Origin of the sequence: Streptomyces sp. NPDC059828 (assembly GCF_042731955.1) — a bacterium.
Taxonomy (GTDB): Bacteria; Actinomycetota; Actinomycetes; order Streptomycetales; family Streptomycetaceae; genus Streptomyces.
In genome coordinates this window covers 21,841-40,240 of the sequence record NZ_JBHWIW010000063.1, presented here as the reverse complement: position 1 = coordinate 40,240, position 18,400 = coordinate 21,841, and the positions used below count along the sequence as shown (strand labels likewise).

At 70.0% G+C, this 18,400-nt stretch carries 14 protein-coding genes, 1 tRNA gene, 1 pseudogene and 1 riboswitch; of the genes and pseudogenes, 3 read left to right on the top strand and 13 right to left on the bottom strand.

Annotated elements, in window-relative coordinates; genetic code table 11:
• Positions 1-359: pseudogene (locus ACFV6V_RS28445) on the top strand (hypothetical protein); the annotation flags it as partial.
• A 77-nt stretch (positions 360-436) separates the two neighbouring features.
• Here the strand turns inward: ACFV6V_RS28445 and ACFV6V_RS28440 are convergent.
• Positions 437-1,324 (bottom strand): RimK family alpha-L-glutamate ligase, encoded by an 888-nt coding sequence (locus ACFV6V_RS28440; RefSeq protein WP_385570528.1) that lies wholly within the window; start codon positions 1,322-1,324, stop codon positions 437-439.
• A gap of 167 nt (positions 1,325-1,491) precedes the next feature.
• Positions 1,492-1,576 (bottom strand) — tRNA-Leu (locus ACFV6V_RS28435).
• Positions 1,577-2,010: 434 nt separating this feature from the next.
• On the opposite strand from ACFV6V_RS28435, the gene ACFV6V_RS28430 reads away from it, so the two are divergent.
• Together ACFV6V_RS28430 and ACFV6V_RS28425 are read left to right on the top strand one after the other, a co-directional pair.
• Positions 2,011-2,781: an ABC transporter ATP-binding protein gene (locus tag ACFV6V_RS28430; protein ID WP_385570526.1), complete on the top strand. Its 771-nt coding sequence runs from the start codon at positions 2,011-2,013 to the stop codon at positions 2,779-2,781.
• A gap of 58 nt (positions 2,782-2,839) precedes the next feature.
• Positions 2,840-5,380, top strand: coding sequence for an ABC transporter permease (locus ACFV6V_RS28425; RefSeq protein ID WP_385570524.1), 2,541 nt, complete (start codon positions 2,840-2,842; stop codon positions 5,378-5,380).
• Between the two features lie 82 nt (positions 5,381-5,462).
• Here ACFV6V_RS28425 and ACFV6V_RS28420 read toward each other — a convergent pair whose 3' ends face one another.
• From ACFV6V_RS28420 to ACFV6V_RS28370, 11 genes are all read right to left on the bottom strand, one after another.
• Positions 5,463-6,848, bottom strand: a complete 1,386-nt coding sequence (locus ACFV6V_RS28420; protein WP_385570522.1) for a class I SAM-dependent methyltransferase — start codon at positions 6,846-6,848, stop codon at positions 5,463-5,465.
• 214 nt (positions 6,849-7,062) lie between these two features.
• Positions 7,063-8,448, bottom strand: coding sequence for an NAD(P)/FAD-dependent oxidoreductase (locus tag ACFV6V_RS28415; RefSeq protein ID WP_385570519.1), 1,386 nt, complete (start codon positions 8,446-8,448; stop codon positions 7,063-7,065).
• Between the two features lie 526 nt (positions 8,449-8,974).
• Positions 8,975-9,889 carry an exopolyphosphatase gene (locus tag ACFV6V_RS28410; RefSeq protein ID WP_385570517.1) on the bottom strand — a complete coding sequence of 305 codons (915 nt, stop codon included), beginning with the start codon at positions 9,887-9,889 and terminating at the stop codon, positions 8,975-8,977.
• Positions 9,886-10,437, bottom strand: a complete 552-nt coding sequence (locus ACFV6V_RS28405; protein ID WP_385570514.1) for a DUF501 domain-containing protein — start codon at positions 10,435-10,437, stop codon at positions 9,886-9,888. Before ACFV6V_RS28405 ends, ACFV6V_RS28410 begins: the two co-directional genes overlap by 4 nt.
• 76 nt (positions 10,438-10,513) lie before the next feature.
• Positions 10,514-10,978 carry a septum formation initiator family protein gene (locus tag ACFV6V_RS28400; protein WP_385570511.1) on the bottom strand — a complete coding sequence of 155 codons (465 nt, stop codon included), beginning with the start codon at positions 10,976-10,978 and terminating at the stop codon, positions 10,514-10,516.
• 101 nt (positions 10,979-11,079) lie between these two features.
• Positions 11,080-12,366: a phosphopyruvate hydratase gene (eno, locus tag ACFV6V_RS28395; RefSeq protein WP_385570508.1), complete on the bottom strand. Its 1,287-nt coding sequence runs from the start codon at positions 12,364-12,366 to the stop codon at positions 11,080-11,082.
• A gap of 355 nt (positions 12,367-12,721) precedes the next feature.
• Positions 12,722-13,390 carry a transglycosylase family protein gene (locus tag ACFV6V_RS28390; protein ID WP_385570506.1) on the bottom strand — a complete coding sequence of 223 codons (669 nt, stop codon included), beginning with the start codon at positions 13,388-13,390 and terminating at the stop codon, positions 12,722-12,724.
• A 4-nt stretch (positions 13,391-13,394) separates the two neighbouring features.
• Positions 13,395-13,609, bottom strand: a riboswitch (cyclic di-AMP (ydaO/yuaA leader).
• Positions 13,610-13,883: 274 nt separating this feature from the next.
• A complete protein-coding gene (locus ACFV6V_RS28385; protein ID WP_385570503.1) occupies positions 13,884-14,852 on the bottom strand; it encodes a transglycosylase family protein in 969 nt (322 codons plus the stop codon).
• Positions 14,853-14,981: 129 nt separating this feature from the next.
• Positions 14,982-16,244 (bottom strand): cytochrome P450, encoded by a 1,263-nt coding sequence (locus tag ACFV6V_RS28380; RefSeq protein WP_385570500.1) that lies wholly within the window; start codon positions 16,242-16,244, stop codon positions 14,982-14,984.
• 469 nt (positions 16,245-16,713) lie between these two features.
• Positions 16,714-17,688: a nucleoside triphosphate pyrophosphohydrolase gene (locus tag ACFV6V_RS28375; RefSeq protein ID WP_385570498.1), complete on the bottom strand. Its 975-nt coding sequence runs from the start codon at positions 17,686-17,688 to the stop codon at positions 16,714-16,716.
• A gap of 46 nt (positions 17,689-17,734) precedes the next feature.
• Positions 17,735-18,388, bottom strand: a complete 654-nt coding sequence (locus ACFV6V_RS28370) for a SurA N-terminal domain-containing protein (RefSeq protein WP_385570495.1) — start codon at positions 18,386-18,388, stop codon at positions 17,735-17,737.
• Positions 18,389-18,400 lie beyond the last annotated feature (12 nt).

Genomic DNA, 18,400 nt, shown 5'->3' with positions numbered 1-18,400 from the left:
ACGGAACGACCTTCAGCAACAGCGGCGTGCTGGTGAACGCCGCTGGTGGCGGGGGCGGCGGCGGGGGCGGTGGCGGTACCGCCGTCGGTGGTACCGCCGGATCGGGCGCCGCCGGAGGCAGCGCGGCGTGCGCCGGTGCCAGCGTGGTCCGGATCGGTGACGACGGCGAAGCGGGCGCCACCGGCACGGACGGCGGGGCCGGAGGCGCGGGTGGAGACACCGCGGACGGCATCGTCGACCCGCCGTCCAACAGCGGCGAGGGTGGCGACGGCGGTGACGGCGGCGCGGCAGGCGCCGCCGGCACGGACGGCGGGGCCGGCGGCGCGGGCGGGGCGGGCTACCTCGTCGTGTGGTGGTAGCACCGCCCGCGACCGGCTTCTGACGCGGTCCCGAGGGCCGGTCCGTCCATGGCGACGGGCCGGCCCTCGGCCGGTGGCTACGAGGAGGCGCGCCGCAGCTCGGTCGCCACAGCGCCGGCGAAGCGCTCCAGCCCTTGCGGATGCTCCTGGAGGAACAGGTTCGGCTCGATGAGCTCCAGTTCCATGACCACGGGGCTTCTGGTGTCGTCCAGCGCCAGGTCCACCCGTGCGAACAGGGGGGTATCCGGGGACGGCACCGCCGCCAGGGCCGCCGTCGCGGTGCCGAGCTCCTCGTCGGTCGGCTGGTACGGGACGAGGTCGGGGTGGGGGACCCGGTCGTTGTCGATCACTCCGGGCTCGGTGAGGACCGGGCCTTTGCGGACCGCGTGGCTGAAGGTGCCCGAGAAGAAGACCAGTGCGCGCTCCCCCTCCGCCACAAGAGGCAGATACGGCTGGACCATCACGACGCGGCCCCGGTCCAGCAGGCTGCGCGCATGGCGCAGGGCGTCGGCGTACTGTCCGGGTTCGTAGCGTGCGGTATCCGCGGCACCGGCGGAGACGGCGGGTTTGACCACCACGGCGCCGCCGCTCCGGAAGTCTCCCTCGCCGCACTGCTCACCCGGCTCGATGAAGCGCGTGGGCACGACGGGTACCCCGTGTGCGGCGAGGTCCAGCAGGTAGCGCTTGTCGCTGTTCCAGCGGATCACTTCGGCCGGATTGCACAGCTGAGTGCTCCGCGCGGTCGAGTCGGCCCAGGCCAGGAACTCGTCGATGCGTTCCGCGTAGTCCCAGGTCGACCGGATGACGGCCAGGTCGAACTTCTCCCACACGGCCGGCTCCGCGTCCCAGGGCACCGGTTCGGCCGTCAGACCCTCGCTGCGCAACGCCTCCACGATGAGCCGGAGATCGGTGTCCACGAGCATGCCGATCCCGCTCGTCACCATCGCGACCGTGGCAGCTTTCACGCGCCTCTCCCGTCATCCCGTTGATCACCGTCAGAACCATGCATATGAACATGCCATTGTCCACGCGGTGAGGTGCGGGAGTGCCAGCGGCTCGGTCGCCCGCCGCGGGCAGGGGGCCGCAGGGAGCGGAGCCGGTCGGATACGGAGGTCACACGCCTCGTAGCACATGGTGCCCGGAGCCGGACTTGAACCGGCACGGCCCGAAGGCCAGCGAGGTTTAAGCTCGCCGTGTCTGCATTCCACCATCCGGGCCCTGCACGCGGCTCCGTGCTGGCTCACGAGCCTATCCGGACGACTCCCCCGAACAGCGGTACGCCGACTCGATGTTGTCTGATTTTATTGGCGCCTGAGGGTGCGTCAGTACGGGTATTCGGCAGTTTGCGCTAGCTCTCGCCCGGCATTTGACCGCCGATCGCCGCTCCGGCGAAATGACGGAAAGTCGTCGTCCGACTGCGCTCGGGTTCCATCTGCACCGTGTGCGGAGCCGGTTCCGCGGCCGGGTCCGCGCCTGACCCGTAGTCCCGCTCAGGGGTCACCGTCATACCCGAGGACTACGGCCGGAGCGCCGGGTCAGACCCGAGAGGGCCTCAGGAACGGGCATCGGGACGGACGATCCGGGCCGGTGTCGCACAGCACGATGGGGTGGTCCCCGAAGAGCAGCGTGAACGTGACAGGAGAGTCGACTCGTGACCACCACCCCCACTGCCTACCGCACCACCGCGGTAGCCGCCCGTGCCATGGATCTGTCCAAGGTCTACGGACAGGGCGAGACCCAGGTGGTCGCCCTCGACCAGGTCACCGTGGACTTCAGGCAGGGTGAGTTCACCGCCATCATGGGCCCGTCGGGGTCCGGCAAGTCCACCCTGATGCACTGCGTCGCCGGGCTCGACAGTTTCAGCGGCGGGTCGGCGCGCATCGGCGAGACCGAGCTCGGCTCGCTCAAGGACAAGCAGCTCACCCAGCTCCGCCGGGACAAGATCGGCTTCATCTTCCAGGCGTTCAACCTGCTGCCGACCCTGACCGCGCTGGAGAACATCACGCTTCCGATGGACATCGCGGGACGCAAGCCGGACAAGCAGTGGCTCCAGCAGGTCATCGACCTGATCGGGCTGTCCGGGCGGCTCAGCCACCGCCCCGCGCAGCTCTCCGGCGGCCAGCAGCAGCGCGTCGCGGTGGCCCGTGCCCTGGCCTCCCGGCCCGAGATCATCTTCGGTGACGAGCCGACCGGAAACCTGGACTCGCGCTCCGGCGCCGAGGTGCTGGGCTTTCTGCGCAACTCGGTGCGGGAGCTGGGACAGACGGTGGTCATGGTGACGCACGACCCGGTCGCTGCGTCGTACGCGGACCGCGTGATCTTCCTCGCCGACGGCCGGATCGTGGACGAGATGCTCGCCCCGACCGCCGACGGCGTGCTCGACCGGATGAAGGCGTTCGACGCCAAGGGCCGGACCAGCTGACCCGTACCCGCTGCCGCATCCGACACCTCCGGCCCTCACCTCAGGACTGACCACCACCATGTTCCGTACCGCCTTGCGCAATGTGCTCGCGCACAAGGCCAGGCTGCTGATGACTGTGCTCGCCGTGATGCTCGGCGTGGCCTTCGTCTCCGGCACCCTGGTCTTCGCCGACACCCTCTCCAACGCCTTCCGCAACCAGTCGGCCAAGAGCTACGACAACGTCGCCGTCGCGGTCACCTCGTTCGCCGACCCGAACGACGCCGACGCGTCCGGCATCTCCCAGAAGCACCTCGACCGGATCGGCGAGCTGGACGGCGTCGCCGCCGCGTACGGCCGCGTCAGCGGCTTCGCCGGTGTCGCCGGATCCGACGGCAAGCTGATCGGTGCCGGCTGGTCCAACAAGGGATCCAACTTCGCCCCCGGCAAGGACGGCAAGGACCCCGCCTACACCTTCACCGACGGCTCGGGTCCGGTGAAGGACAGCCAGATCGCCCTGGACAAGGAGTCCGTGGACAAGGGCAAGTTCAAGGTCGGCGACAAGGTACGCGTCGCGACCAACGGGCCGGCGAAGGACTACACCCTGAGCGGTGTCTTCACGACCCAGGACGGAGCCGTGAACGCCGGCGGCAGCCTCGTGCTCTTCGACACCGGACTCGCTCAGAAGCAGTACCTCAAGCCCGGCTTCTTCACCGACGTCACCGTCACCGCTGCACCGGGCGCCGACGACGCCGCGATCCTGAAGGCCCTCACGCCGCTGCTGCCGGAATCGGCCGAGGCCAGCACCGGGCAGGACCTCGCCCAGAAGCAGGCGGAGCAGATCGAGGAGGGCATGAGCGTCCTGAAGCAGATCCTGCTCGGCTTCGCCGCCATCGCCCTGTTCGTCGGCATCTTCCTGATCTCCAACACCTTCACGATGCTGGTCGCCCAGCGCACCAAGGAGATCGCGCTGATGCGGGCCGTCGGCGCCTCCCGCAAGCAGATCACCCGCTCGGTGCTGGTGGAAGCCGCCCTGGTCGGTCTCGCCGCCGCCGCGGTCGGGTTCCTGATCGGTATCGGTCTGGCCGTCGGACTGCGCTCCGGCATGGCCGCCTTCGACATGAAGGTCCCGGCCGGACCCCTGGTCATCGGGGCGTCCCCGGTCATCGCCGCACTCTCCGTCGGCGTCCTGATCACCATGCTCGCGGCCTGGCTGCCCGGCCGCCGGGCAGCCAAGATCCCGCCGGTGGCGGCGATGAACAGCGTCCACGCCGTGGCCACCGCCAAGTCCCTGGTGCTGCGCAACTCCCTCGGATCCGTCCTCACCGCGGGCGGCTCCGCCCTCATCCTGGGGGGCGCGGCCGCCGAGGGCGAGACGGGCCGGATGATGATCGCCGGGGGCGCGTTCCTCGCCCTGCTCGGTGTGATCGTCCTCATCCCGATGCTGGCCCGGCCCGTCATCGCACTCGTACGGCCGCTGCTCATCGGCGCCTTCGGGGTGGCCGGCAAGCTGGCCGGGCAGAACGCGGTCCGCAACCCGCGCCGCACCGGCGCCACGGCCTCGGCGCTGGCGATCGGGCTCACTCTGGTGACCGGTCTTTCGGTGCTGGGTGTCACGGTCGGCGAGGCCATCGCGAAGACGACCACGGACAACATCAGGGCCGACTACATGGTCATGATGGCCGGCGCCGGGGGTCTGGACCGGTCCGCGCTGGACGCGCTGGAGAAGGCCCCGGGTGTCTCGGCGGTCTCGCCGGAGCAGGACTTCCCGTTCCAGGTCGGGAACGCCAAGAGCCAGGACTACGAGTTGGCCACGGGCGTCACGCCCGGCGGTATCGACAAGGTCCTGAACGTCCCGGTCGTCAACGGCAGCCTGGCCACCCTTGCGCAGGGCCAGATCGCGGTCCCCGAGGACACGGCCAAGGAGCGGGGCTGGAAGGTCGGCGACAGCGTCGCGGTCACCTTCAACGACAAGAAGAAGGGGACCCTGAAGGTCGGTGCCGTCTACAAGGGCAGCGACTTCCTCTCCGGTGTCCTCATCGACACGAAGATCGCGAACGCCCACGAGGCCAAGCCGTACATCCCGAACATCTTCGTGAAGATGGACGGCGGTGAGTCCGCGGCGAACGAGAAGGCCCTGATCGACGCGCTGGGCGGCAACCCCGCGATCAAGGTGATGGATCAGCAGGACATCCGCGACCAGTTCGGCGGCGAGATCAACGTCATGCTGAACATCCTCTACGGTCTGCTGGCGATGGCGCTGATCATCGCGGTGCTCGGTGTGGTCAACACGCTGGCGATGTCCGTCTTCGAACGCCAGCAGGAGATCGGCATGCTGCGTGCGATCGGTCTCGACCGCCGCAGGGTCAAGCGCATGGTCCGCCTGGAAGCCGTGGTCATCTCGCTCTTCGGTGCGACGGTCGGCATCGTGCTCGGCTCCTTCCTCGGCTGGGCCATCGGCGAGACCATCGCGGACAAGATTCCCGGCTACGAGCTGGTGCTGCCCTGGGACCGGATCGCGATCTTCCTGGCGCTCGCCGGACTGGTCGGTGTGCTCGCCTCGCTCTGGCCCGCACGCAGCGCCGCAAGGCTGAACATGCTGAACGCCATCAAGACCGAGTAGAACCCCGAGCGGAACCCGGTCGCTCATGGATGCGCCGAGGGCCGGGCCTCCCCCACGGGAGGCCCGGCCCTCGCGCATACGCTCAGCCCTCCGGCGTCTCCGTCCACTCACGGGCCCGCAGCGGAAGCCCGGAAGCGCCGCCCTCGGGGGTCTTCACCACGAGGATCTGGTTGACCCCGATCCTGTTGTGCTCGAAGGCCAGCGCACACGCGGCCATGTAGAGCCGCCAGATCCGCGCCCGCCCAGGCGAGGTGAGCCGTACCGCGTCCGGCCAGGCGGACTCCAGATTGGCCACCCAGACCCGCAGGGTGCGGGCGTAGTGCTCGCGGATCGACTCCACGTCCCTGGCCTCGAAACCGGCCTCTTCCAGGATCGACAGGGTGCCGCCGAGCGGCGCGAGCTCCCCGTCGGGGAAGACGTACGCGTCGATGAAGTCGTCCACCTGGTACGCCGCTTCGTCCTCCTCGGGACGACGGGCGATCTGGTGGTTCAGCAGCCGTCCGCCGGGCTTGAGCAGCCCGTACAGCACATCCGCGTACTCCCGGTACTGTGCGGAGCCGACGTGCTCGGCCATGCCGATCGACGAGATCGCGTCGTACGGACCGTCCTTGACGTCCCGGTAGTCCTGGACGCGGATGTCGACACGGTCCGTCAGCCCCTCCTGGGCGACGCGTTTGCGGGCGTACGCGGCCTGCTCCCGCGAGAGCGTGACCCCGGTGACCCGGACGCCGTACTCCCTGGCCGCGTGGATCGCCATCGAGCCCCAGCCGCAACCCACGTCCAGCAGCCGCTCACCCTCCTTCAGCGCCAGCTTGCGGCAGATCAGGTCGAGTTTGTCGCGCTGGGCCTCCTCAAGGGTGCCGCCGTCGCTCCAGTAGGCGCAGGAGTAGACCATCGAAGGGCCGAGGACACGTTCGTAGAAGTCGTTGCCCACGTCGTAGTGGTGGCTGATCGCCTGCCGGTCGCGGCTCCTGGTGTGCAACGGGCCGCTGCGCCGGCGTACCTCCTCGGCCGGTGGTGGCGGCGGCAGCCAGGCCCGGGGACCGGCCAGCCGCCACAGTTCCGCGACGGCGGCGGCCAGCCGTGGGTCGCGCAGCGGCTGGGCCCGGCGTTGTGCGGACCGGTCGGACTGCTCGGACGGCTCGGAGCGGTGGGGCTGATCGGGCAGGCGGGACTGATCGGACCGGCGGGACCGCTTGGAGCGCTCCCAGATCAGCCCGGAGAGCTGGTTCAGGGCCTCGTACAGATCCCCTTCCACATCGATCTCCCCGGCCACCCAGCCCCTGGCCAGGCCCAGTTCACCGGGTTTCCAGATGAGTCTGCGCAGGGCGCGCGGGTGCCGGAGCACGAGGACCGGGGCATCGGCAGGTCCCGCCTCGCTTCCGTCCCAGGCGCGGATACGGACCGAGGGCGGTGCCCCCAGCAGGTTCTCGGCAAGAGTGGTGAGCCGCGAAGCGGCATCGGCCATGGCGCACACCTCCGTGATGACGGTTTCCGGAAATGCCCAACACCACGTAAACACCCTCGGCGCGTTGGCGCAGTCCCCTGAGCGCGCAAATGGACGGCGTTTCGGCCAACGGCAGCACAGGAACGCCCCGGACGGGAACGCCGAAGGGGCCGTCCGCACCACGGATGGCGGACGGCCCCTTCGGGTTCGTGCAAGCGTTCAGGACGTCAAGTCGTCAGGACGCCTTGGCCTTCTGCGGGGCCGCAGCGGCGGCAGCAGGGGCCGGAGCGGGCTTGGCGGCCTCGTAGAACTCCTCGCGGGGAGTCTCGATGGCGCCGAGCGAGACGACCTCGCGCTTGAGGAACATCGCGAGCGTCCAGTCGGCGAAGATCCGGATCTTGCGGTTCCAGGTCGGCATCGCCAGACCGTGGTAACCACGGTGCATGTACCAGGCGAGACGGCCCTTGAGCTTGATCTTCATCTTGCCCATGACGATCATCGCAACGCCCTTGTGCAGGCCGAGACCGGCGACCGCACCCTTGTTGGCGTGGCTGTACTCCTTCTGCGGGAAGCCCCGCATACCGGAGATGACGTTGTCGCCGAGGGCCTTCGCCTGACGCAGGGCGTGCTGGGCGTTCGGCGGGCACCAGGCGTTCTCGACACCGGCCTTGCGCGAGGCGAGGTCCGGGACCTGGGCGTTGTCACCGGCGGCCCAGATGTAGTCGGTGCCCTGCACCTGGAGGGTCGGCGCGGTGTCCACGTGACCACGCGGGCCGAGCGGCAGGCCGAATCGGGCCAGCGCCGGGTTCGGCTTCACGCCGGCGGTCCACACGATGGTGTTGGAGTCGGCCTCCAGGCCGTTCTTCAGCACCACGTGGCCGTCGACGCAGGAGTCCATCGAGGTGTTGAGGTAGATCTCGATACCCCGGCCCTCAAGGTGCTCCCTGCCGTACTTGCCGAGCTTGGGCCCGACCTCGGGAAGGATCTTGTCGGCGGCGTCGACGAGGATGAAGCGCATGTCCTCGCGCTTGATGCTCCGGTAGTACTTGACCGCGTCACGGGCCAGGTCCTCGATCTCACCGATGGTCTCGGCACCGGCGAAGCCACCGCCCACGAAGACGAAGGTCAGCGCCTTGCGGCGGACGTCCTCGTCCGTGGTGGAGTCGGCCTTGTCGAGCTGCTCGAGGACGTGGTTGCGCAGGCCGATGGCCTCCTCGACGCCCTTCATGCCTATGCCCTGCTCGGCGAGCCCGGGTATGGGGAAGGTCCGGGAGACCGCACCGAGCGCGATCACCAGGTAGTCGAACGGCAGCTCGTAGGCCTCGCCCACGAGCGGCGCGACCGTGGCGACCTTGCGGTCCTGGTCGATGGTGGTGACCCGGCCGGTGAGTACCTCGGCCTTGGGCAGCACGCGTCGCAGCGGGACGACGACGTGCCGCGGCGAGATGCTGCCGGCGGCGGCTTCGGGGAGGAAGGGCTGGTACGTCATGTACGACCGCGGGTCGACGACCGTGACGGTCGCCTCCCCGTACCGCATCTTCTTCAGAATGCGACGAGCTGCGTACAGGCCTACGTACCCACCGCCTACTACGAGGATCCTGGGACGCTCCGTGGTGCTCATGCCATCGAGTATCCACCCCCCATGAGGGGGTCGCTCGTGAGCCCCTTCACAAGCATGCACCGACCCTCTGCTACACTCCGCCGCCCACGTGACGGAGGTCATGGCGAGGTCAGGGAACCACGAGGTACCGGGGAACGTTGCCCGACCCCTCTGAGCTGCGCCCACGGTCTTCGAGGAAGGTGCACCACGACCTTGCCTTCCATGATCGTCAGGCAGCACGGGCATGTCGGATCGTGGACAGGTGCGCGGAGTTGGGCAGAAAAACAGGCCCACGGGGCCGCCAGGGGGCACTTTCGACGGCCGCGCAGAGGCTTTTCCTTGTGAAGAACTTCACGAAGGTTTTCCCGAAGCCCGACCGCAGGGGGTCCGAGCCCGACTCCAGCCCCGTTCCAGCCCGCCCCACGCGGGGCGACGCATGCGGTCCCTCCATGCGCCGAGCGCCCTGACGCCGCGGCTCGGCCCCCGGCCCCGGCGGCGCCCGGCGGGCAGCCCGCCCGCCGGGCAGCGTCCTCGGGCAGCGACCGCCTCAGGCGATCGACCAGCCGATTCCATCCAGAATGTCGTGCTCGCTCACCACGACCTCGTCGATCCCCGTGCGCTCCATGATCGCCAGCAGGACGAGCGCCCCGGCAGTGATCACGTCCACTCGCCCGGGGTGGATCACCGGGTTCGCGGCGCGCTCGTCGTGTGTGGCGGTGAGCAGCGCCTGGGTCACGTCGGCGACCTGGGCGCGGGAGATACGGGAGTGGTGGATGGCGGCGGGGTCGTACTCCTCGAGCCCGAGCGCGATCGCGGCGACCGTGGTGACCGAGCCGGCCAGGCCCACCAGGGTACGTGCCTCGCGGATGGGCACCGTCTGTTCGGCGAGGTCCAGCGCGGCCTCGATGTCGGCGCGTATGGCGGCGGTCTCGGCCGCGGTAGGAGGGTCGTTGCGGACATGGCGCTCGGTCAGGCGTACGCAGCCGATGTCCACGGAGCGGGCGGCCTCGACATGGGCGCGGCCGACGACGAACTCGGTCGAGCCACCGCCGATGTCCACGACCAGGCGCTCCTCGTGGCCCGCCAGCTCCTTGGTGGCCCCGACGAAGGAGAACTCGGCCTCCTGGTCCCCGCTGATCACCTCGGGCTCGACCCCGAGGATCTCGACGACGCCACGCACGAAGTCCTCGCGGTTCTCGGCGTCGCGGGAGGCGGAGGTGGCCACGAAGCGCACCTTGGCGACGCCGTGAGCCTCGATGACCCCGGCGTACTCACGGCAGGCGGCGAACGTACGCTCCAGCGCCTCGGGGGCGAGCCGTCCCGTGCGGTCCACGCCCTGGCCCAGGCGCACGATGGTCATCCGGCGGTCGAGCTCCACCAGTTCGCCGGTCGTCGGGTCGGCGTCGGCGACGAGCAGCCGGATGGAGTTGGTGCCGCAGTCGACTGCGGCGACGCGGGTCACGCGCTCTCCCCGGGAGTCCCGTCGCCGCCGTCCACGCACGGGGTGACGCAGGGGCCCTTCGCCCACCACTCCGGGAGCATCGCGATCGCCTCGTCGCCGAGCGGGTTCACACCCGGGCCCGCTGCCAGGGAGTGGCCGACCAGCACATGCAGGCACTTCACCCGGTCCGGCATACCGCCCGCGCTGGGGAAGCCCTTCAGCTCCTCGATGGCGTCCCGGCGCGCGATGTAGTCCTCATGCGCCGCGCGGTAGGCGGCGGCCAGCTCCGGGTCGGTGGCCAGGCGCTCGGACATCTCCTTCATCACGCCGTTCGCCTCCAGCGTGCCGATCGCCGAGGCCGCGCGAGGACAGGTCAGGTAGTAGAGCGTCGGGAACGGCGTGCCGTCCTCGAGACGCGGGGCCGTCTCGACCACGTCGGGGTTGCCGCAGGGGCAGCGGTGCGCGATGGCACGCAGACCGCGCGGGGGGCGGCCGAGCTGCTCGCGGAACGCGGCGATGTCGGCCTCGGTGGGCGGGGTGTGCTCGGTGCTGGGCGGAGGCGTGTCCATGGGTGCGTCTGTCTCTTCGTCGTTCGTGTCGTGTGTACGTAGTCGTGTGCACGTGGTCGTGTGTACGTAACTGCGTCTAGCGTCCCGCGTCGGCGTGGTCGACGTCGTCCCAGACGTTCGAGTACCAGGGGCGGCCGGCGCCGCCCTCCTCGTCGCGCGGCTGCTGCCCCGCCCTGGGGTCGACCATCGTGTAACCGGTCTCGCCCGGCATGACCATGTGCAGATGCTCGCGGGCCAGCCGCTTGATGTACGCGTCGTCCTGGAGCCGCGCCTTCTCGTCCCGCAGCCGTTCCACCCGCTCGCGGGCCTCGTCGGCGAGCCGCTTCTGCTCGGCGATGTCATTGCGCTGGGACACGTACTGCCGGGTCGGATAGGCGAGGGCGACGATCATCGAGCAGACCACCAGCGCGAGGAAGGCGGCACGCCCGGTGAGCCGGGAGCGGCGGGCCTGGCGGCGGTTCTGCGAGCGGTAGACCCGGGCGGCGGTCTGCTCGCCGAGCAGCCGCAGCCGGGTCGCGGTGGAGAACCGGTCCCGGGCCATGTGCGTCCCTCCCCGTTGATGCGGTCCGTACGTGCCAACGTCCCCGCACACGGTACGTGACCGTGTGCGGGGACGTGCGGAAGGGACTTCCGTAAGCGGCGTCAGCCCTTGAAGCGCGGGAAGGCGCTGCGGCCGGCGTACACCGCGGCGTCGTCGAGGATCTCCTCGATGCGCAGCAGCTGGTTGTACTTGGCGACGCGCTCGGAGCGAGCCGGGGCGCCGGTCTTGATCTGACCGCAGTTGGTGGCGACGGCCAGGTCGGCGATGGTGACGTCCTCGGTCTCACCGGAGCGGTGCGACATCATGCACTTGAAGCCGTTGCGCTGGGCCATCTCGACGGCGTCCAGGGTCTCGGTCAGCGAACCGATCTGGTTGACCTTGACCAGCAGGGCGTTGGCGGTGCCCTCCTCGATGCCGCGGGCGAGCCGCTCCGGGTTGGTGACGAACAGGTCGTCGCCGACCAGCTGCACCTTGGTGCCGAGCTTGTCGGTGATGACCTTCCAGCCCGCCCAGTCGTCCTCGAACAGCGGGTCCTCGATGGACACGAGCGGGTACGCGGAGACGAGCTCCTCGTAGTACTCGGTCATCTCGGCGGCGGAGCGCTCCTTGCCCTCGAAGAGGTACTTGCCGTCCTTGTAGAACTCGGAGGCGGCCACGTCGAGCGCGAGGGCGATGTCCTTGCCGGGCGCGTATCCGGCCTGCTTGACGGCCTCGATGATCAGGTCGAGGGCCTCGCGGTTGGAGTCCAGGTTCGGGGCGAAGCCGCCCTCGTCACCGAGCCCGGTGGACAGACCGCGCTCCTTCAGCACCTTCTTCAGGGTGTGGTAGACCTCGGTGCCCCAGCGCAGCGCCTCGGAGAAGGACTCCGCTCCGATCGGGGCGATCATGAACTCCTGGATGTCCACGTTGGAGTCGGCGTGCGAGCCGCCGTTCAGGATGTTCATCATCGGCACCGGGAGCAGGTGCGCGTTCGGACCGCCCAGGTAGCGGAAGAGCGGCAGGTCGGAGGCCTCGGACGCGGCGTGGGCGACGGCCAGCGAGACGCCCAGGATGGCGTTGGCGCCGAGCGACGCCTTGTTGTCGGTGGCGTCGAGGTCGAACATCGCCTGGTCGATCAGGCGCTGCTCGGTGGCGTCGTACCCGACGAGCTCCGGGCCGATCTGCTCGAGCACGGCGAGGACGGCCTTCTCGACGCCCTTGCCCATGTAGCGGTTCTGGTCTCCGTCACGGAGCTCAATGGCCTCGAACGCACCGGTGGAGGCACCGGAGGGCACAGCAGCACGGCCGGTGCTGCCATCGTCGAGGCCGACCTCGACCTCGACCGTGGGATTGCCTCGGGAGTCCAGGATTTCCCGGGCTACGACGACGTCGATGGACGGCACGAGCATCTCCTTCTGGGATGTGTCGCTAGGAGTGACGCCGCTGCCGCAGCGTCGGTGCAGGGTCGCTTTGGCCTTGCGACATGAGCCTATCCGGACCGGGGGCCCCGGCCTGCCGGTGCCCGGCCCGTGGGACGAAAAAGGGAGGCAAACCAGCAGAAACCCCGGCCCGGGTGCACCTGCCGTGTCCATAGCGCTACGGGGGGAAGGGAGCGTACGGACACGGCGAGGTGCGGTGCGCCGGGCCGGGGTTGCCGGGGGACGGGGATGCCGCGAGGGGTGTCACCTCACGGGTCCCCGGTGGGGGGAGTCCCTGGGCAGGGGCCCCTGAGCGGAAGGAGGCCCCGAGGTTCTGCCGGGTGGGTCAGCGCAGGTGGAGCAGCTGACCGGGGTGGATCACATCGGCGTTGCCGATGATGTCCTTGTTGAGCTCGAACAGCTTCTTCCAGCCGCCCTTGACCTTCTTCGCCTCGGCGATCTTGCTGAGGGTGTCACCAGGCTTGACCTTGTACTCGCCGTCACCCTTCTTGACCGGGGCGGCGGAGCGCTGGGAGCGGGTGGTCGGGGCCTCGGCGCGCTTCGGGGCGGCGGGCTTCGCGGCCGGCTTCTTGGCGGGCTCGGTCTTGGGGGCCTCGGCGGTGCCGCCGTTGTACGGGGTGCTGGACAGGCTCACACCGCAGTTCGGCCACGCGCCCTTGCCCTGGCCGGCCAGGACCTTCTCGGCGATCTGTATCTGCTCGCCCTTACTGGCCTGGTCGGCGGTGGCGGCGAAGGCGGTACCGCCGTAGGCGGCCCAGGTGGAGGCCGAGAACTGGAGGCCGCCGTAGTAGCCGTTGCCGGTGTTGATCGACCAGTTGCCGCCGGACTCGCACTGGGCGACGGCGTCCCACTCGGAGGAGGTCGCCGCGGAGGCGGTCCCCGAGATCATGAGCGGCGCGGCGATGGCGGCACCGGTGACCCCGGCGGCGTAGGCGGCGATACGAGCAGTGCGGGCGTTCGGGCGGCGGCGCTTGCCCTTGCCGGAAAGCAGCATGAAGTGATCCCCTCACCGACGCCTACGAGGTGAGCTGTCGGGTTCGGGCCGATGGGGTGTCCCCCTGTCCGTCGATCGGGTGTCCGACGGAACCGGAAGACGAGTTGCCCGGCCGCGCGGCTTTGCGCGCGGCTTCACCCCAAGCCGTTCCGGGCCCTCATCGGGCCGGCACGGCACTTACCTTGGGTCCCCCGCTCCTGCCTACGGCGCTTGAACGCGACGGCTGTTCCCTTCGACCGACGGCAGGATTCGGCGTGACGGTCGACGGGGCCCGCGTATGGCGAGCGGTCAGACCGTAAACACACGTCTCCCCGATGTTCAAAGGAGGAACATCGGGGAGAAATCGCCCATATCTGACGGAGCCTGATGTCCGTTTTTGCAGGTGAGAGGGTAGATGGCCCCACTTGGCGGCCATCCGGGGTCAGTTGACCGGAAGAGACTCATGTCTCACTTTCACAGAAGCGGACATAAGCTCCCTTACCACCCCCGCCAACTACTCCTGCTCGGGGGCGAGATCGAGACTCTGGCCGGGCAGGATGAGATCGGCGTCGATCCCGACGACCTGGCGGTTCCCCTCGTAGAGCGCGGGCCAGCCGCCGGGCACCTCGTGCGCGTCGGCGATCGTCGAGAGGCTGTCGCCGGGGCGGACGGTGTACTCATCCGATGCACCGGCGGCGTCTCGTGCCGATGCGTCACCTCGTGAGGCATGGCCGCCGTATTCACGCTTATCGTCCGAATTGCCCGCCTCGTCCACCTCGCCTGCCGTGCCCGCCTCATCCGCCTCATCCTCATTGGCAGGAGTGCCGCGATGCTTGCCGGTGCCGCTGCTCTCCCCCTGGGAGGCGTCGGCGGACTCCGAGGTGCCGTCGTCGCCGGTCGGGGGCTCCGCGGACTCCGAGGCGTCCGTGGAAGCGTCGGGTGAGGTCGGCGAGGCAGAGGCCGGTGCCGAGGCCGACGGCTCCGGAGTGACGGCGTCGGCGCCGTCACCGAACGTCGGCGGGTCCGCCTCTTCGCCGGAGTCGCCGGAGTCGCCCAGCGTCTGGTCCTGCGCACCCAGGTCACCCGGGTCGACCTGCGGCGCGGTCGAGCTCTTGACGAGCCCGGTGACCGTGGCGCAGCTCTCCCACGCCGACGAGCCCTCCGTGGCGAGGACCTTCTCCGCGACCGTGATCTGCTGCGAACGGCTCGCGAGGTCGGGCCTGGGGGCGTAGGCCGTACCACCGTGCTGCTCCCAGTCCTCCTGGGAGAGCTGGAGCCCGCCGTAGTAACCGTTGCCGTAGTCGGCGCTCCACACTCCGCCGCTCTCGCAGTTCGCGACCCGGTTCCAGGTGTCGGCGTCGGCGGCGGAGGCGGCACCCGCCCCGAGCAGCGGGATGGCGATGGCCGATCCCGTCACCCCTGCCGCGACGAAGAGGGCAGGAGCCTGACGGGGGCGCCGGTGTCGACCATTCCCGGAGAGCATGCGTGGGCCTTTCGTGTGACGACAGGGGACCGCGGGGTCCCGAGTTGACGGTGAACCTAACGGCATCCCGATGAGTGTCACAAGTCGATGCAGGAGAGATCACGTGAAAGTCACGTTACTGACCCGTCGTCAGATTTCACGAGGAGTGAACTCGACGGGCAGAGTGCGCAATCCGCGCATGATCAAACCCCCACGCCAGCGCAAATCAGAACTATCCACCGCAAGTCGCAAGTCGGGCAGCCTGGTCAGCAGGGTCGCCAGCGCCGTCTGCCCCTCCAGCCGTGCGAGGGGCGCACCGAGGCAGTAGTGGATGCCGTGCCCGTACCCGAGGTGCTGGTTGTCCGTCCGGGCCAGGTCGAGCACATCGGGGTCGGGGAACCGGTCGGGGTCCCGGTCGGCGGCGGCGAGTACGACGAGTACGGGATCTCCGGCCGCGATGTCCTGCCCCCCGATACTCAGCGGCTCGGTCGCGAACCGCCAGGTGGCCAGCTCCACCGGCCCGTCGAAGCGCAGGAGTTCCTCGACCCCGGTGGCCAGCAGCCCGGTCTCCCCCGCCGCGAGGGAGTCCTGGAGGCGTGCGCGCTGCCCTGGGTGGCGCAGCAGCGCGTACATACCGTTGCCGATCAGGTTGACGGTCGTCTCGAACCCGGCGAAGAGAAGGATGAAGGCCATGGCGGCGGCCTCGTTCTCGGTGAGGTGCTCCCCGTGGTCGGACGCCTTGATGAGCCCCGAGATCAGGTCGTCGCCGGGGTCCTCCCGCTTGCGGTGGATCAGCTCGGCGAGATAGCCCCGCATCTTCTTCACCGAGCGCGCGACCCCACCACGCGGACCGCCGCCGTGCCGGATCATCATCCCCGCCCAGTCCCGGAAGTCGTCCTGGTCCTCGCGCGGGACCCCGAGCAGGTCGCAGATGGCGTAGATGGGGAGCGGAAACGCGAACTCATGGATCAGGTCCGCGCTCCCCCGCTCCGCGAAGCCGTCGATCAGCCGGTCCGTCAGTTCCTGCACACGCGGGGCGAACTCGGCGACCCGGCGCGGGGTGAATGCCTTCGAGACCAGACGGCGCAGCCGGGTGTGGTCGGGTGGATCGATGTTCAGCAGATGCGTCATCAGCTCCGCCTTGCGCTCACCGGGAATTCCCGTCTTCCCCTTGGCGTGCGCCGGCTCGTCATGATGCGCCGGATTCTTGCTGAGCCGCTGATCCGCGAGCGCCTGCCGCGCATCCGCGTACCGCGTCACCAGCCATGCCTCGACCCCGCTCGGCAACCGGGTCCGGTGCACGGGCGCGTGCTCCCGCAGCCAGGCATAGGCCGGATAGGGGTCGGTGGCGAACTCCCAGGTGAAGAGCTCGGGGGGCTCGGGGAGCCCGGGGGCGGGGGGCTGGTCGTGCATGGGTCGACGGTAACCGCTGCCCGCCTGGAGCCAGGCCCGGGCTCCGGGCTCCGGGCTCCGGGCTCCGGGCTCCGGGCTCCGGGCTCCGGGCTCCGGGCTCCGGGCTCCGGGCTCCGGGCTCCGGGCTCCGGGGGCATGCGTGGCCAGGACCGGAGGCTCCGGCAAGCCCGGCCATGCGGAGTGCCTGCCGTCGCCGGTCGCGGTCGTACGACCGGAAGCGGTGACGTGAGCCGACGTCAGCAGCGGGCGACGGGGATTTCGCGGTCGCGGTCGCCGAACGTCAGGACCCGGGTCAGTGCGAAGACCTGCCGGTTGTCCACGTCGAACGAACTCGACCCCGCCACGAACGCCTACGCCGTCACCGGCATCCACCCCCAACCGGCTCAAGGTCGACGTCCCGTACCCGATCGAGGTGGACCTGACCGCCGTCGAACGGCGGCGAGGGGTCCGGGGCTGATCAGCCCAGGCGTCAGGCCCCGTTCTCCGTCGCCCGGATCGCGTCGCGGTAGGCGCGGGCCGCCGCGCGCAGGGCCGACTCCGGATCGTGGCCCTCCGCCTCGGCACGTACGGCCATCGTCAGCAGGTCGTAGCCGATTCCGCCGTCGCCGACGGGCGGCGGCACGTCCAGACCGGCCGTACGGACCCGCGAGGCCAGCTTCGCGGCCAGCGCCAGGCCAGGCTGGCCCAGCGGAATGCCGTCCGTCACCGAGTCACGCTGCTTCTCCACCGCCTTGGTGCGCAGCCAGTGCGCCTTGACCTCCTCCGGGGTCTCGGCGTGCTCGTCTCCGAAGATATGAGGGTGGCGGCCGATCAGCTTGTCCACGATCGTGCCGGCCACGTCGTCGATCGAGAACGGCTCCGTCTCGTCCTCCTGCGCGATGCGCGCGTGGAAGACGACCTGGAGCAGCACATCGCCGAGTTCCTCGCGCAGCTCGTCGCGGTCGCCGTCCTCGATGGCCTCGACGAGTTCGTACGCCTCCTCGATGCCGTACTTGGTGAGGCCCTCGTGGGTCTGCTGCGACGACCAGGGGCACTCCCGCCGGATCCGGTCCATGACCTGGACGAGGTCGAGCAGCCGGGCGCCCGGGAGGTCGTACGAGCCGGGGAGCAGTTCCAGGTCGGGCATCTGGACGCGGCCCGAACCCGCCATCCGGGCCAGGCCGTCGGTGAGGGCCTGGTCGCCCTCACCGGTGGCCAGGACCACGATGGCCCTTCCCCCGGCGCAGGCGTCCACCAGTTCCTGGGCCGTCGGGGCCGCGGCCTCGACGGCGACACCCGCCTCCCTCAGGTACGGAAGCTGCGGGTGGTCGCCGTCCGCGCACAGCACACGGTCCGCCGTGCGCAGCGTCTGCCACGCGGGCCAGGACAGCAGTCCCGGCGCGACACGGTGGCTTGCGGTGAGCAGGACGATACGGCCGGGCTCGACGGGGGCTTCAGCGTTCACGTCCCCGACCTTACGTCCCTCGCACCGGCCGCGGCGGCGCCAGGGTTCAGGCTCCGGCCTGGGCGTTCTCCTGTTCCTTGGTGACCTGGGTGATCCACGGGGCCTTGTAGTCCCCGAGCTGGATCTTCGCGTCGTCCCAGGCGCCGTAGCGCGGGTTCACGTCGATATCGAGCTTCTTCGACGCCTCGGTGAGCGCGGCCCCGACCTTCTGCTGGCCCTGCGGGGTGCCGAGGTCGGCGCCCATGGCCGCGGACAGCTTGGTGAGCAGCACGTCCTCCCGAACGGCCTGGTCGATCTGGTCCGGCGCCAGCCCACGCTGCTGGAGCAGCATGCCGGCGAGCTGCTTCGCGCCGCCGGACTGCTGCTCGGCGGCGGCCAGGGCGTCCTGGATCTCCTTGCGGGAGACCGTGACACCGGCGTCGGCCGCGGCCCTGTCCAGCACCCGGCCGAAGATCAGCCCGTGCAGCTTCGCCCGGCTCAGCTGCCCGGTGTTGCCGACCAGCTGCGCGGAGTCGGGAGCCTTCTCCTGGGCCGCCCGTGCCTCTTCCACCTGCGACTGGAGCGTGGCCACCTCGATCCGCTCTCCCCCGACGACGGCCGCGGCCCCCGGATGCGCCTCACCTCCGCAGGCGGCGAGCAGGGGACCCGCTGCGACGAGCGCGGCGGAGAGGGCGAGCGCGGTGCGACGACGGCGGTGCAAAGGGGCCTCCCG